This is a genomic window from Pseudomonas sp. SWI44 (genome assembly GCF_002947915.1).
In the GTDB taxonomy this organism is placed as follows: domain Bacteria; phylum Pseudomonadota; class Gammaproteobacteria; order Pseudomonadales; family Pseudomonadaceae; genus Aquipseudomonas; species Aquipseudomonas taiwanensis.
The window spans coordinates 3,584,658-3,599,883 of sequence record NZ_CP026674.1 but is presented as its reverse complement, the minus strand read 5'-3'; the positions used below and the strand labels follow the sequence as shown (position 1 = coordinate 3,599,883).

Sequence of the window (15,226 nt, the reverse complement as noted above, 5' to 3'; positions counted from 1 at the left end):
CAGACAAAGCAAGGTACTCCCGACATGCGCACACTCCTCGTCGCCCCCCTGATGCTGGCCGCCAGCGTGGTCAGCGCCGCTGACACGGTGAAGATCTACAACTGGTCCAGCTACGTGGCCCCTGACACGCTCAAGAACTTCCAGCAAGCTACGGGCATCGTTCCAACCTACGATGTCTATGACAGCAACGAGACCCTCGACGGCAAGCTAATGACGGGTAACTCCGGCTACGACGTGGTGTTTCCCTCCAACCACTTCATGGCCCGGCAGATCCAGGGCAAGGCCCTGAAGAAGCTGGACAAGTCGCAGTTGCCCAACTGGCACAACCTCAACCCGGTGCTGCTCAAGGCGCTGGAGGTGAACGATCCCGGCAACCAGTACGGCTTCCCGTACCTGTGGGGCAGTACCGGCATTGGCTACAACATCGACAAGGTCAAGGCAGTGCTTGGCGACAATGCGCCCGTGGACTCCTGGGACCTGATCTTCAAGCCCGAAAACATCAGCAAGCTCAAGCGTTGCGGCGTCGCGGTGCTGGACAACGGCCCCGAGCTGCTTCCGATCGCCTTGCACTACCTCGGCCTGCCGCACCACAGTCAGGACCCAAAGGACTACGACAAGGCCAAGGCGCTGTTGATGAAGGTGCGCCCGTACATCAGTTACTTCCACTCCTCGAAGTACACCGGCGACCTGGCCAATGGCGATATCTGCGTGGTGGTGGGTTTCTCGGGGGATGTACTGCAAGCGAAGAACCGCGCCGAGGAGGCGAAGAACGGAGTGAAGGTGGGCTACTCGATTCCCAAGGAAGGCGCGCCGATGTGGTTCGACATGGTCGCCATGCCAGCCGATGCACCCGATGAGAAAGCCGGGTATGCCTACATGAACTACCTGTTGCAGCCGGAAGTGATGGCCAATATCAGCAACCATGTGCAGTACGCCAACGGCAACCTCAAGGCAGACGGGTTGGTAGAGCCGGCGATGAAGGGTAATACGATGATTTACCCGAGCGAGGACGTGATGGGCAAGCTCTATGCGCTAGAGGCGATGCCAGCCAAGATCGACCGCATTCGGACGCGGATCTGGACCAGCATCAAGGCCGGTAACTGAGCCCCTGTGCAGTTTTCACTGGCCTCAATGCCGGCAAGCCGGCTCCCACCGACTGTTGCACAGCCCTATGGACTGGCGCTGTACCTGTGGGAGCCGGCTTGCCGGTGATAGGGCCAGATCAGACACCACACGGTGCTGATCCTACCCCGAGGATCAGTGGTGTTCGCGGGTAGCGCGGAACTTGATGTCCGGCCAGCGCTCTTCCATCAACGACAGGTTGACCCGGGTCGGTGCCAGGTAGGTCAGGTGGCCGCCACCGTCGATGGCCAGGTTCTCCATGGCCTTGTTCTGGAATTCCTCGAGCTTCTTCTTGTCGTCGCAGCTGATCCAGCGCGCCGACCAGACAGTGATGGGCTCGTAGGCGCACTCGACCTTGTACTCTTCCTTCAGGCGGCTGGCGACCACGTCGAACTGCAGCACACCCACGGCGCCGAGAATGATGTCGTTGCTGCGCTCGGGGAAGAACACCTGGGTCGCGCCCTCTTCGGCCAACTGCTGCAGGCCCTGGCGCAATTGCTTGGACTTGAGCGGGTCCTTCAGGCGCACGCGACGGAACAGTTCCGGCGCAAAGTGCGGAATACCCGTAAAGCCCAATGCCTCGCCTTCGGTGAAGGTGTCACCGATCTGGATGGTGCCGTGGTTGTGCAGGCCGATGATGTCGCCGGCATAGGCCTCTTCCAGTTGCTCACGCTCGGAGGAGAAGAAGGTCAGCGCATCGCCTACGCGCAGGTCCTTGTTGATACGCACGTGGCGCATCTTCATGCCCTTCTCGTACTTGCCCGAGCAAATGCGCATGAAGGCGATACGGTCGCGGTGTTTCGGGTCCATGTTCGCCTGGATCTTGAACACGAAACCGGTGAACTTCTCTTCAACAGGCTCGACGGTCCGCTCGTGGGCGACACGACCCAAGGGTCGCGGCGCCCAGTCGACGACAGCGTCGAGCACATGGTCGACCCCAAAGTTGCCCAGCGCGGTACCGAAGAACACTGGGGTCAGCTGACCGTTGATGAATTCTTCCTGGTTGAACTCGTGGCAGGCGCCCTGCACCAGCTCCAACTGCTCGACGAACGACTCGTACTGGTCGCCCAGGTGGGCACGGGCCTCGTCGGAATCCAGCTTCTGGATGATCTTCGCTTCGGTACGCTCGTGGCCATGGCCCGGGGTGTACACCACGATGTAGTCGCCGGTCAGGTGGTAGACGCCCTTGAAGTCCCGGTAGCAACCGATCGGCCAGGTGATTGGCGCAGCCTTGATCTTCAGGACGGCTTCGATCTCGTCGAGCAGTTCGATCGGGTCGCGGATGTCACGGTCGAGTTTGTTGATGAAGCTGACGATCGGTGTGTCACGCAGGCGGCAGACGTCCATCAGGGCGATGGTACGTGGCTCGACGCCCTTACCGCCGTCGAGCACCATCAGCGCCGAGTCCACCGCGGTCAGGGTGCGGTAGGTATCTTCCGAGAAGTCTTCGTGGCCGGGGGTGTCGAGCAGGTTGATCATGTGCTCGCGGTATGGGAACTGCATCACCGAGGTGGTGATGGAGATACCGCGCTGCTTCTCCATTTCCATCCAGTCGGAGGTGGCGTGGCGGTCGGACTTGCGCGACTTCACGGTGCCCGCAACGGAAATCGCCTTGCCCATCAGCAAGAGCTTCTCGGTGATGGTGGTCTTACCGGCGTCGGGGTGGGAAATGATTGCGAAAGTGCGGCGCTTCGCGACTTCGGCGGCCTGGTTGGTCATGGGAAATCGCCTGACTGGAGATCAAAAAAAGGGCCGAGATTATACCCGAATCCATAGCCATACCCAAACAGTGGCCGCCGAAACCGACCTCAATGGTCGTCGAGCAGTTCTTCGCCGATGTGCGTGATCTGAAGCTGCAGGTCAAGCGCGTGGCCGTCGCCCGCCCGGGCATAAGCGAACCAATGCCCGCCAACGTCCTCCCGACCTGTGGCACTCAACTCGAGGTTGGTGGTTCGTGTCCAGATCCGCACGGGTAGCGACTCACCCGCTCGCGGCGCCTGATCCAGGCTGCTGAAGCCCCCGTCTTGGTTCTGCGCCATCAGTTTCCAAAGGCGGTCGTCGCTGACCGGGGTGTCGTACAGGCAGCCGTAGCCGTTGCCATTACGGTCCAGGTGGCGGGTCCTTGCGTTGAAATCACGCCCCGTGCGACGGCTCCAGGATTGAATGTCGTAGTAACGACGCCCCCTGGCTTCATCCACCATGCAGCGGAACCAGAAGTAATGAGGCTCACCGACCGTCAGCGAGGTCAGGATCAGCCAATCGTCTGCGACGCGGGCTACCTGCACGCCCTTCTCCACCACTTTTGCGCAATCCAGATAGCCCTCCAAGCCCGCAGTGGTGGAGGTGACATGGGCGATAAAGGAGCGATCGTAGTCATGTTCAAGCATATGAAACTACCTCAAGTGTTTTTTTCCAGGGTCGCAAGGAGGGCGCTTCCAACCTCCTGCGAGCCCCGTATTCAGCGGCCTTGGCGTTTCGATAGGCAGGAGGAAACAATCAACCTGAAAAAATCCGCGCTGGCCAAATGCCGGCTCAGATGGGAACCTTTGGCCCCCTGGAGACGTCCACAATCCTGTTACCCCCTCGGCAACGTCCATTGGGTCAGGGCTGGTTTCACCGGCATTTCGAGCCTGACGGGGCTTGGCTAAATGGCGTGTCGCGTCCGCGTCGAGACCGCACGCTGCTACTCGCGACCACACTGCCTGCCGCCAGGAATGGCCGGCCGCCACGGGAGTGTGTTCGCCGACTACACAAGGAGTCCGCCTGTGGCTGCACGCTACGGAAAAGGGCTGTTGGGATGGGCCACCGTGCTCGTCATCCTGGCCCTGCTGGTCCATTGGATCGGCATCGACACGATCGCGCGTTATCGCGACGATCTTGGGTTCTACCTGCAAGCGCACCTGGTATTGGTGCTGGCTTCGATGGCGGCGGCGCTGGCCGTGGGCATCCCTGCCGGCATTGCCTTGAGTCGACCGCACCGGGTCGACAAAGCCGAGCGCTTCATGCAGTTCTTCAACGTTGGCAACACCATTCCCCCCCTGGCTGTCCTGGCCATCGCGCTCAGTGTCCTGGGCATCGGCGCAGGTCCTGCGATCTTCGCGCTGTTCCTCGCCTCTCTCCTGCCCATCGTGCGCAATACCTACGAGGGTCTGAAGAACGTCCCCGCCTCGCTCAAGGAAGCCGCCACCGGCATTGGCATGACCCCGCGCCAGCAACTGTGGCAGGTGGAACTGCCCAATGCCGTGCCGATCATCGTCGGCGGTGTGCGCGTAGCCCTGGCCCTGAACGTTGGAACGGCGCCGCTGGCGTTCCTGATCGGTGCCAACAGTCTGGGCAGCCTGATCTTCCCCGGCATCGCCTTGAACAACCAGCCACAACTGCTATTGGGCGCTGCCTGCACGGCACTGCTGGCATTGGCGTTGGACGCGGCGGTGAGTTTCGCCAGCAGACGCTGGCTGGAACCTGGCCTGGCCCGATAACGAGAGGGAACCCATGAAAAAGACAATCGCCTTGTTGCTGGGCGCGGCCCTGCTGTTCGCAGGATTTGCCCAGGCAGCGGACAAACCGCTGATTCGTATCGGTGCTCGCGTATTCACCGAACAGACCGTGCTGGCCGAGATCACCGCCCAGTATCTGCGCGCCCATGGCTATCAGGTGCGTGTCACCGGCGGGCTGGGCAGCAGCCTGGCACGCCAGGCCCAGGAAACCGGCCAACTCGACCTGATGTGGGAATACACCGGTGTCTCGCTGGTGTCGTACAACCATATCGACGAGCGCATGCCCAGTGCCGAAGCCACCTACGCCAAGGTCAAGGAACTGGATGCCGGGAAGGGCCTGATCTGGCTGACACCCTCCAAGTTCAGCAACACCTACGCCCTGGCCTTGCCACGCAAGGTTGCCGAAGCGTACCCGCAAGTGACCAGCATCTCGGCACTCAACGATGTGCTGCGCGCGCAGCCCGATGGCAACCTTCTGGTGGCCCTGGATACCGAGTTCGCCAACCGCCCGGATGGCCTGGTCGGCCTCAAGGAAATGTACGACCTGCAAGTGGGCAGGGCGAACATTCGGCAAATGGACGCGGGCCTGGTCTACACCGCCCTGCGCAACAACCAAGTATTCGCCGGCTTGGTCTACACCACCGATGGCCGCCTGAGCGCATTCGACCTGAAGCTTCTCGAAGACGACAAGCATTACTTCCCCGACTACACAGCCGCACCGGTGGTTCGCAAAGCGGTGCTCGACGCCAACCCGGAACTGGCCAGCCTGCTCAAGCCACTGGCCGAACAGCTTGACGACGAAACCATGCGCCAGCTCAACGCCAAGGTCGATGTCGAGCACCAGAACCCGAGTGCCGTCGCCGCAGCCTTCCTGCAGGCGCATCCACTTAAGGAGGTGCAGCCATGAGCCTGCTCGATACGTTCGCCCACCTCGACTGGGCCCTGGTCCTGCAACTGACCTGGCAGCACATCATGCTGGTCAGTGTCGCCGTGGGCCTTGCGATCATCGTCGGCGTGCCGCTGGGCGTCCTGATGACCCGCTTCCCGGCTGTTGCCGGCCCGCTGCAGGCAAGCGCTACGGTCATGCTGACAATCCCTTCGATCGCCCTGTTCGGCTTGTTGCTGCCGTTCTACTCCAAATTCGGCCAAGGGCTTGGGCCGATGCCTGCGATCACCGCGGTGTTCCTCTATTCACTGCTGCCGATCCTGCGCAACACCTACCTGGCACTGACCAACGTCGAACCTGGTATCCGCGAGGCCGCGCGTGGCATCGGCATGACCTTCGGCCAGCGCCTGCGCATGGTCGAGCTGCCCATTGCAGTGCCGGTGATCCTCGCCGGTGTACGCACCGCCGTGGTCATGAACATCGGTGTCATGACCATTGCCGCCACCATCGGTGCCGGCGGCCTTGGGGTGTTGATCCTCACCTCCATCAGTCGTAGCGACATGTCGATGCTGCTGGTCGGCGCCGTGCTGGTCAGCCTGCTGGCGATCATCGCTGACCTGCTCCTGCAAACCCTGCAACGTGCCCTGACTCCAGAAGGACTGCGCTCATGATCGAACTCAAGAACCTCAGCAAGACCTTCAACGTGAACGGCAAGGACGTCAAAGCCGTCGACTCGGTCAGCCTCACCGTCAACGAAGGCGAGATCTGCGTGTTTCTTGGCCCTTCCGGCTGCGGCAAGAGCACCACGCTGAAGATGATCAACCGCCTGATCACCCCGACCTCCGGCCAGGTGTTCATCAATGGCGAAGACACCAGCGGGCTGGACGAAGTGACCTTGCGTCGGCGTATCGGCTATGTGATCCAGCAGATTGGCCTGTTCCCCAACATGACCATCGAGGAAAACATCACCGTGGTCCCGCGCCTGCTCGGCTGGGACAAGCAAAAGTGCCACGAGCGCGCCCGCGAGCTGATGCACATGATCAAGCTCGAACCCAAGCAGTACCTGCAGCGCTACCCACGTGAGCTTTCCGGTGGCCAGCAGCAGCGTATCGGCGTGATCCGCGCCCTGGCCGCCGAGGCGCCCGTGCTGTTGATGGATGAGCCGTTCGGCGCGGTCGACCCAATCAACCGCGAAATGATCCAGAACGAGTTCTTCGAGATGCAGCGAGCACTGAACAAGACCGTGATCATGGTCAGTCACGACATCGACGAAGCCATCAAGCTGGGCGACAAGATCGCCATCTTCCGTGCCGGCAAGCTGTTGCAGCTGGATCACCCGGATACCTTGCTGGCCCATCCGGTGGATGATTTCGTCAGCAATTTCGTCGGTCAGGACAGCACCTTGAAACGCCTGTTGCTGGTGCGCGCCGAAGATGCGGCGGACAACGCGCCGTCGGTGAGTCCGCAGACATCGGTGAGCGATGCGCTGGAGCTGCTCGACGAGCATGACCGTCGCTATGTGGTGGTCACCGATGCAGCGAACAAGGCGCTGGGGTACGTACGTCGGCGCGACATGCACCGCCAGCAAGGAACCTGTGCGGACTTCCTGCGCCCGTTCAACGCCACGGCGTCGCATGATGAGAACCTGCGCATCCTGTTGTCACGGATGTACGAGTTCAATCGGGCGTGGTTACCGGTGCTGGATGCCGAGCAGGTGTTCCTCGGCGAGGTGACGCAGGAGTCGATTGCGGCCTATTTGAGTTCGGGCAGGTCGCGCGGGGCGAAGACCAGCATCGTATCGCCTGCCGAGGCCGTGGCATCCTGATCTGAATTGCTGTGCGAACCCGCCCCACAGGGACAGCACCGTCACTGTGGGCGCGGGTTCACCGGCAAAGCAGCCGACGCGGTATCAGAACCCTACACTGGCCTGCACATAGAAGGTACGCGGCTCACCCACATAAATGCCGGCGTTGTTATCGCTGGAGCGGGTGTAGTACTGCTTGTCGAAGAGGTTCTTCACCCCTGCCGCCAGCTTCAGGTTGGCCATTTGCGGCCCGAAGTCATATCCACCACGGGCATGCCAGGTCACGTAACCGGGAATGTCACCGTACTGCCCGTCAGCACTTGGCTCGGTGATGTAGTCGCCGTTGAAGCTACCATCGGCGTTGATCCCGGTACCCGGCGCGCGCTGCTTGGACTGGGCATAGGCATCCAGATTCCAGGTCCAACGATCGACCTCGTAGCGCAGGCCGGCAGTGGCCACCTGGCGCGAATAGAATGGCAGGTCGCGGCCCTTGAAGCCGGGAATCTCCCCCTCGTAGGTCGCGCGGGTGTAGGTGAAGCCCGCATTGGCCGACAGCCCTTGCAGGCGCGGGTCCAGACCGGCCAGGTCATAGCGAACCGACGCTTCGATACCTTGGTGCTTGGTGGCGCCGAGGTTGGTCCACCCCACATCGTTGCTGATGTACTGCAGCTCATCGTCGAAGTCGATGTAGAACGCGGTCAGCTCCCCGGCGAAAGCACCATTGTCATAGCGCGTACCGATCTCGTAGGTCTTGGCCTTCTCCGGCTCCAGGCCGTTGGCGGTGCTATTGCCCGTGCCGCCCTGACCCAGCTGGAAGTACTGCAGGCTGCCGAACGATGTCTCGTAGTTGGCGAACAGTTTCCAGGCATCGGAAAGGTGGTACATCACGCTCAGCGCTGGCAGTGGCTCATTGCTGGTAATGCTGCGGTTCTTCTCCGGCACCGGCTTGCCATTGGCACCAAGCACCGGGCGATCACGCCAGTCGGTGTTGATGTGTTCGAAACGGATACCCGGCGTGATGGTCCAGTTGCCGACGTCGATCTTGTCGTCGATGTAGTAGGCGCTGGCCTCGGTGCCACCGCTACGGTCCTGGAACACATGGCCATCGGAGCCTGGGATCGGCGTAGGCACATTGTCGACCAGCCCCAGACGCGTGGACTGCTCGCGCATGGCCTCTTTCAGGTAGCGGTAGCCCACGCTGACTTCCTGGGTGGTGGGCCCGGCGAAGAAGATCCGGGACACACGCGGTTCGATGGCGAAGGTGTGATAATTGCGCGGGTAGGAAGACAAGGTCTTCATGTCGCGCGAGGCAATCGAGCTGCCACGGAAACTGTCGGTATAGTACGTCAACACCTCGAATTGAGTGGCATCGTCGAGCTGGCGCAGCCATTTGAACGAAACGTCCTTGCGACGGCCGGCGAAGTAGTCGTAGTCGCGCACCGACTGGAACGGGTTCTGATCGTACTGGGCCTGGGTCAGGCCTCCGGGCATGTCGGCACGGCCATCGTAGTAGTGAAAGTTCAGCCAGAACTCATCGCTGTCGGTTGGCGCCCAGTGGGTCTTGAGAATGACGTCATCGATGTCGTTGCCGTTGTTGCTTTCCCGATAGCCGTTGCCGTTGACACCGGTGTACAGCAGCGCGACGCCCATGCCGTTGTCCGCAGTGCCGCCAACGAACGCCGACTCGGTGTGTTTCCAGCCGCCATGCTGCGAGGTCTCAAGCGTGGTGGACAACTGCGCCGAAGCCTTCTCGGGGATCGCCCGGGTCACGAAGTTGATCACCCCACCGACGTTCTGCGGCCCATAACGCACAGAGCCTGCGCCACGGACCACGTCGATGCTGTCGAGGTTGCCCGAGGAGATAGGCGCCATGGACAGCTGTGGCTGGCCGTAGGGCGCGAAGGCCGCTGGAATGCCGTCGATGAGCACGGTCGAACGCGGCGACAGGCGCGAGGTCAGGCCACGCACGCCAACGTTGAGCGAAAGGTCGCTGCCGCCGGTGCCGTTGGAGTCCTGCACCTGAACCCCCGGAATGCCCCGCAGCACGTCACGCACGTTCATCGCGCCTTTCTCCACCATCGCCTCGCGGCGCACCACCGTCCGTGCGCCGGGGTGGTTCTGTACCACAGCCTGCTCGGCATCGCCCAACCAGTCACCCACCACCTTCACATCGGTCGGTGCCAGCTCCAGGCTGCCGGAGGTCAAGCTGCCAGCGGCCTGGGCCGGTTTCACCACCACAGTGCCCTGGGACATCTCATAGGTCAGGCCGCTGCCTTGCAGCAGTTGCTGCAGCGCCTGTTCCGGCGCCAGTTGGCCCGATACCGCCGGGGCCTGCTTGCCGGCTACCAGCTCAGGGCTGAAGAACAGCTGCAGGTTGGTTTGCTGGCCCAGTTGGCTCAAGGCAGACGCTAACGGTTGGGCCTGGATCTGAATTGCGGCAGCGGCCTGCTCGGCATGGCTGTCGAAGGCCACGGCACTGACCGCAAGGGCCAGCGCCAGCGCGCGGAAACGAGGGAATGGCTTGTTGTTGTTCACGTCTTCGAAGCATCCTGAAAGTCGGGATAAACGCCAACCGCATGCAAATGTAAATGCTTGGCAGTTGCAGCTGGCGGGGAAGACGAACGACGGGGAAAAAACCTGAATTTATTTTGCGACTATTTCGCGTGAACCGTCTTGGTGGGTCCTGATGGCCACCGGCAGGATACTTGGCAAAGCGCGCAACAGTGCGTCGGTATCGTCGGTGCTGAAAGTGCTGGACAAGCGCAGCCCGGCGACCTTGCCAGGTGCGACTCGCAGCGGTTGAGCCCGGTAACGCTTCACTTCCGCCACCACTTCCTCCAGGGTGGCGTTCTCGAACACCAGTTTGCCCTGGCGCCAGGCGGTCAACGCAGCCGCATTGATCGCGTAGGGCTCGGCCACCTTGCCCTGCGCATCGATGGAAGCGCCCTGCCCGGCGCCCAACTGCGCCAGCGATGCATCGCGGCCCTGCACACGCACCGAGCCCTGCTCGACCGCCACACGGGTCAGCGACGGGTCCAGGCGTACATCAAAACGGGTACCGGTCACGGTAACGCTGCCCTGGGCGGTGTCGACGACGAATGGTCGGCTGCTGTCGTGGGCAACCGTGAACATTGCCTCGCCGGCTTCGAGCACGATGTGCCTGCGACCCGTGCTGTATGCCACTTGCAGCCGCGTCGCGCTGTTGAGCGCAAGTAGCGAACCATCTGGCAGTTCGACCTGACGGCGCTCACCGAAGGCTGTCTGCAAGGTGTCCTGATGGTTCAGCCGCTGGTACTGCCAACCGCTCCAGCCCAGGCCCAGCGCGGCGACGGCAACACCGGCAGCCAGCGCCTGGCGCAGCACGCCCCGCCGCGGCAAATGGCGCACCGGCTCCGGTTCACATAATGCCTGCAGTCGCTGTGGGGGGATGCGCTCGGCTGCGCACCAAAGCAGCGCCAACGCGTCATATTCTGCACGGTGGCTGGGATGTGCTTCGAGCCAATCGTGCAACCGAGCCTGCAACGCACTGTCGCGCGGCGCATCGTGGACGCGAGCGAACCATTCGGCTGCCTGCTCGCGGACGGTACCGGCACCGTGCTGTTTCATCGCAAAGGTCTCCTGACTCATCGGGTGGACACATCCAGGTGCTCACGCAGATGCCGGAGCGTGCGGATCATATACTTTTCGACCATGTTCTTGGTCAAACCCATGCGCTCGGCGATTTCCGCCTGGGTCAGGCCTTCGAGCTTCTGCCAGATGAATACCCGCCGACAGTTCAGGGGCAATTCGGCCAGGGCGCGCTCGACGCTGTCGGCCAGTTCCAGGGCATGTACATAGGCTTCAGGGTCGTCGCTGGCGGTGGCACCTTCCTCGAAGGTTTCCTGCTCCAGTTGCTGACGCCGGTCTTCGCGGCGAAAACCGTCCACGGCAATGTTGCGGGCAGTTTGATGAAGATAAGCGCGAGGCTGATCGACCTGCTCACGCGTGTTCTCAAGAACCCGCACAAAGGCATCGTGGGTGAGATCCTCGGCCTGCTGACGACTGCGCAACTTGCGCGTCCAGGTGCCGATCAGCTCGTGGTAGTGGTCGAGGAAGCCTTTGTGTCCGGACACGGTCTGGGTCGTCAGGGAGGCGGATAAGGGTGCGAATAGTAATGTTTCTCATCAAACTCAGCAAATCCGCCAGTCGGTAACAAAAAATTTATGGGTGATGTCATGTACGGGAGTGCTTGAGAATGTGGCCATAAATATGAACACCTCTGGCCCCTTCGCGGGTAAACCCGCGCCGACCTAAATTGTGAAAACCCTGTAGGAGCGGGCTTACCCGCGAAGGGGCCTACACGCTCCATTCCACAATTTTTTACGCTTGAAACAGTGCCGGGAACATCAGGCGGTCATGCGAGTCGGTTATTCAACGGGTAGGGCGTCGATCCACGACGATCGCACCCGGATTGCCTGTTGATTCTGCATTCTTCACGCCCTAAAGTGCGCGCCGAACGTCCATGCTGGAAACGATCCATCCGGCTCAAGTACTGAGTAGGCGAACCAAAGTGGGGATACGGAGGACGTTCAGTTTGCAGCCACTTAATCTTTCAGTTTGCCCATGGAGTCCCTGAGCATGTCGATCCAGGTCGAAGACTATTTCGCGCGTGAAACCTTCCAGAAGATGAAGGCGTTCGCCGACAAGCAGGAAACCCCGTTCGTACTCATCGACACCCAGATGATCAGCCAGGCCTACGACGACCTGCGCGCCGGTTTCGAATTCGCCAAGGTCTACTACGCGGTCAAGGCCAACCCGGCGGTCGAGATCATCGATCTTTTGAAAGAGAAAGGTTCGAGCTTCGACATCGCCTCGATCTACGAACTGGACAAAGTGATGGGCCGCGGTGTCAGCGCCGACCGCATCAGCTACGGCAATACCATCAAGAAGTCCAAGGACATCCGCTACTTCTACGAGAAGGGTGTGCGCCTGTACGCCACCGACTCGGAAGCCGACCTGCGCAACATCGCAAAGGCCGCACCGGGTTCGAAGGTCTACGTGCGGATCCTCACCGAAGGCTCCACCACTGCCGACTGGCCGCTGTCCCGTAAGTTCGGCTGCCAGACCGACATGGCCATGGACCTGCTGATCCTCGCCCGCGACCTGGGCCTGGTGCCCTACGGTATCTCCTTCCACGTTGGTTCGCAGCAGCGCGACATCAGCGTCTGGGACGCTGCTATCGCCAAGGTCAAAGTGATCTTCGAGCGCCTGAAGGAAGAAGACGGCATCGAACTGAAACTGATCAACATGGGTGGCGGCTTCCCGGCCAATTACATCACCCGTACCAACAGTCTCGAAACCTACGCCGAAGAAATCATTCGCTTCCTGAAGGAAGACTTCGGTGATGACCTGCCGGAAATCATCCTCGAGCCGGGCCGTTCGCTGATCGCCAACGCCGGTATCCTGGTCAGTGAAGTGGTCCTGGTTGCGCGCAAGTCGCGCACCGCCGTCGAGCGCTGGATCTACACCGATGTGGGCAAGTTCTCCGGCCTGATCGAAACCATGGACGAGTCCATCAAGTTCCCAATCTGGACCGAGAAGAAGGGCGAAACCGAAGAAGTCGTGATCGCAGGCCCGACCTGCGACAGCGCCGACATCATGTACGAGCACTACAAGTACGGCCTGCCGCTGAACCTGGCGATCGGCGACCGTCTGTACTGGCTGTCGACCGGGGCCTACACCACCAGCTACAGCGCAGTGGAATTCAACGGCTTCCCACCGCTGAAGGCTTACTACCTGTAAACCAGAACGGGGCCGCAAGGCCCCGTTTTCGCAGGCGCACCACGTGGTGGTTCATCGACGCCTATACAGTGAAACATTGCTGAAATTGGGGACATTGACGTCCTGTACCGCCATCTCGAACGTCAGCACGTTAGGTTTGCCAACCCCCACGTAGTGGTCATCCCAAGGCTTTCGATTGGCCACGCTGACCATTGCCAAGCCTGGCGCAGCCAACGTCACGCCTTGATAGACCTGGATCTGCGGCTGTTCGATCTTCGTGCCGTCGACCCGCACCCGCCAACTCACCGGCTCATCGCTTTTGGCGTAGTAACCAATGTAGCTTTGCCCACTCAGGTCCCAGATGTCGTAATGCGCATAGCCTTCGCCCGATTCGACGGCGCGTACCTGATAGCCGTGTCGATCTCCTTCGAAATACCCGAACCAAAAGCGTTGCGGGCTTTTGACCTCGCTACTGGAACTGACGGTCAACCACTGGCAGCGCCGCTCCCGAGGCGTCCCCTCCATCGAGTCCAGCCACCCTTCGTAGCCTGGGGTGACTGAGGTGAAGGTGGCAATAAACGAACGGTCCTGAACGTACTTCATGCTTAACCTCGCGATTGAATCGAGAGGCGCGACTTTCAGCCTGCTCGCTCAATCAACGAAGTCGGTCAGACTTCCTCGCGCAGCTGTATTTCCAGGGCATAGCCGTCTGCGACAGCCGCCATTGAAGGGCCTGCCGAGCGCAAGGTGTTCAGGCTGCTACGCAAGAACGGCACGTTACCTTGGGCGCGGGCAAGTTCGATCCATCTCAGTGCTTCCTGGTTTTCACCTCGTTCGAACAGCACCAATGCCAAGCTGAACATGCCCCGGAAATCCCCCGCCTCGGCTGAACGCCGATACCAGCGCACCGCCCGAACAGGGCTGGGCGCAGTGGCAATACCGTGTTCCAGATAACGGCCAAGCAGGTTCATCGACTTGGCATGGCCAAGGTGCGCGGCCTTCTCGTAACAGGCCAGAGCCTGGGCCTGGTTGACCGCTACTCCGCGCCCGGTGGCCAGCAGGTTACCCAGGTTGTAAAGCCCCCAGTCGAGCCCGGCATCGGCAGCGTGCGCATAATGGATGGCAGCCTTGACAAGGTTCACCTCGCCGCCCCAGCCATGTTCCAGGCAGCGTCCAAGCATGTTGTGCGCCATGGCATTGCCCGCCTGCGCAGCGATGCCGAACCAACGTCGAGCCAACAGGGCATCCTGTTCGATGCCTCGCCCGTCGAGCAGTATCTGCCCCAGTAACAACTGGGCCTGGACCACGCCCTGCCCCGCTGCCGCGAGAATCGCCTGGGCGGCCTTGCCAGGGCTGTCTTCGAGCATGGCCTGCAAGCCCGCGACATCCACCACGTCCTCACGACGCAATTGGTAGGACACGGTTCAGACCTCGGCCCAGCGGCGCAACAAGTTGTGGTAGGTGCCGGTCAGTTGCAGCAAGGCAGGATGCTCCGGCACATCGGTGGTCAATTGCTGGATGGCATTGTCCATCTCGTACAGCAATGTACGTTGCCCGTCGTCGCGCACCAGACTCTGGGTCCAGAAAAATGCCGCATAGCGTGCGCCACGGGTCACCGGGTTGACCTTGTGCAAGCTGGTGCCGGGGTACAGCACCAGGTCACCGGCCGCCAGCTTGACCTGCTGCACGCCGTAGGTGTCCTGGATGACCAACTCACCGCCGTCGTAGCTGTCGGGGTCGCTGAGGAACAGGGTCGATGACAGATCGGTACGCACTCGCTCGGGGCTGCCCTTGGGCTGGCGCAGTGCATTGTCGATATGGAAACCGAAGTTGCCCCCTTCGCGGTAACAGTTGATCAGGGGCGGGAAGACCTTGTGCGGCAACGCCGCCGACATGAAACGCGGGTTCTTCCACAAGCGGTCGATCAATGCGCAACCCAATTCCTTGGCCAGTGGGTGCCCTTCGGGCAACTGCAGGTTGTGCTTGGCCTTGGCCGACTGATACCCCGCCGTGATCTTGCCATCAGCCCAGTCGGCCTGCTCAAGGGCCTCGCGGATGCGAGTGAGCTCGTCGGCGTCGAACAGGCCGGGAATGTGAAGCAGCATGGCAACGCACCATCAGGAAGTGTAAAGGCTCAATGATATTGATTACCTTTTA

At 61.2% G+C, this 15,226-nt stretch carries 14 protein-coding genes; 6 read left to right on the top strand and 8 right to left on the bottom strand.

Annotated elements, in window-relative coordinates; translation table 11 throughout:
* The first annotated feature begins 24 nt into the window (after positions 1–24).
* Positions 25–1,104: a polyamine ABC transporter substrate-binding protein gene (locus C4Q26_RS16950; RefSeq protein ID WP_023382183.1), complete on the top strand. Its 1,080-nt coding sequence runs from the start codon at positions 25–27 to the stop codon at positions 1,102–1,104.
* Between the two features lie 153 nt (positions 1,105–1,257).
* On the opposite strand, the gene C4Q26_RS16945 is transcribed toward C4Q26_RS16950, so the two are convergent.
* Positions 1,258–2,841 carry a peptide chain release factor 3 gene (locus C4Q26_RS16945; protein ID WP_023382184.1) on the bottom strand — a complete coding sequence of 528 codons (1,584 nt, stop codon included), beginning with the start codon at positions 2,839–2,841 and terminating at the stop codon, positions 1,258–1,260.
* A gap of 89 nt (positions 2,842–2,930) precedes the next feature.
* Entirely contained in the window at positions 2,931–3,509 is a 579-nt protein-coding gene (locus tag C4Q26_RS16940) for a hypothetical protein (RefSeq protein ID WP_104883341.1), read from the bottom strand.
* A gap of 378 nt (positions 3,510–3,887) precedes the next feature.
* On the opposite strand from C4Q26_RS16940, the gene C4Q26_RS16935 reads away from it, so the two are divergent.
* The 4 genes from C4Q26_RS16935 to C4Q26_RS16920 are packed head-to-tail and all read left to right on the top strand — an operon-like array spanning position 3,888 to position 7,330.
* Positions 3,888–4,601, top strand: coding sequence for an ABC transporter permease (locus C4Q26_RS16935; RefSeq protein WP_023382185.1), 714 nt, complete (start codon positions 3,888–3,890; stop codon positions 4,599–4,601).
* Between the two features lie 13 nt (positions 4,602–4,614).
* A complete protein-coding gene (locus C4Q26_RS16930) occupies positions 4,615–5,526 on the top strand; it encodes a glycine betaine ABC transporter substrate-binding protein (protein ID WP_023382186.1) in 912 nt (303 codons plus the stop codon).
* The gene (locus tag C4Q26_RS16925; RefSeq protein ID WP_023382187.1) at positions 5,523–6,176 is read left to right on the top strand and encodes an ABC transporter permease; all 654 of its coding nucleotides are present in this window, start codon (positions 5,523–5,525) and stop codon (positions 6,174–6,176) included. Before C4Q26_RS16930 ends, C4Q26_RS16925 begins: the two co-directional genes overlap by 4 nt.
* The gene (locus tag C4Q26_RS16920; RefSeq protein WP_023382188.1) at positions 6,173–7,330 is read left to right on the top strand and encodes a betaine/proline/choline family ABC transporter ATP-binding protein; all 1,158 of its coding nucleotides are present in this window, start codon (positions 6,173–6,175) and stop codon (positions 7,328–7,330) included. Before C4Q26_RS16925 ends, C4Q26_RS16920 begins: the two co-directional genes overlap by 4 nt.
* Positions 7,331–7,414: 84 nt before the next feature.
* Here the strand turns inward: C4Q26_RS16920 and C4Q26_RS16915 are convergent, their stop codons facing one another.
* The 3 genes from C4Q26_RS16915 to C4Q26_RS16905 form a co-directional block, all read right to left on the bottom strand.
* On the bottom strand, positions 7,415–9,844 hold the full coding sequence (locus C4Q26_RS16915; protein ID WP_104883340.1) for a TonB-dependent siderophore receptor: 2,430 nt from the start codon (positions 9,842–9,844) through the stop codon (positions 7,415–7,417).
* A gap of 108 nt (positions 9,845–9,952) precedes the next feature.
* Positions 9,953–10,915 carry a FecR family protein gene (locus tag C4Q26_RS16910; RefSeq protein ID WP_104883339.1) on the bottom strand — a complete coding sequence of 321 codons (963 nt, stop codon included), beginning with the start codon at positions 10,913–10,915 and terminating at the stop codon, positions 9,953–9,955.
* 17 nt (positions 10,916–10,932) lie between these two features.
* The gene (locus tag C4Q26_RS16905) at positions 10,933–11,421 is read right to left on the bottom strand and encodes an RNA polymerase sigma factor (protein WP_027906599.1); all 489 of its coding nucleotides are present in this window, start codon (positions 11,419–11,421) and stop codon (positions 10,933–10,935) included.
* A 505-nt stretch (positions 11,422–11,926) separates the two neighbouring features.
* Between C4Q26_RS16905 and C4Q26_RS16900 the strand changes: the two genes are divergently transcribed.
* Complete coding sequence (locus C4Q26_RS16900) at positions 11,927–13,090, top strand: type III PLP-dependent enzyme (protein ID WP_023382192.1); 1,164 nt, start codon at positions 11,927–11,929, stop codon at positions 13,088–13,090.
* A 51-nt stretch (positions 13,091–13,141) separates the two neighbouring features.
* Here the strand turns inward: C4Q26_RS16900 and C4Q26_RS16895 are convergent, their stop codons facing one another.
* The 3 genes from C4Q26_RS16895 to C4Q26_RS16885 form a co-directional block, all read right to left on the bottom strand.
* Positions 13,142–13,672: a hypothetical protein gene (locus C4Q26_RS16895; protein WP_023382193.1), complete on the bottom strand. Its 531-nt coding sequence runs from the start codon at positions 13,670–13,672 to the stop codon at positions 13,142–13,144.
* Between the two features lie 65 nt (positions 13,673–13,737).
* Positions 13,738–14,490 (bottom strand): tetratricopeptide repeat protein, encoded by a 753-nt coding sequence (locus C4Q26_RS16890; RefSeq protein ID WP_104881279.1) that lies wholly within the window; start codon positions 14,488–14,490, stop codon positions 13,738–13,740.
* Between the two features lie 3 nt (positions 14,491–14,493).
* Positions 14,494–15,174, bottom strand: a complete 681-nt coding sequence (locus C4Q26_RS16885) for a Fe2+-dependent dioxygenase (protein ID WP_023382195.1) — start codon at positions 15,172–15,174, stop codon at positions 14,494–14,496.
* Positions 15,175–15,226 lie beyond the last annotated feature (52 nt).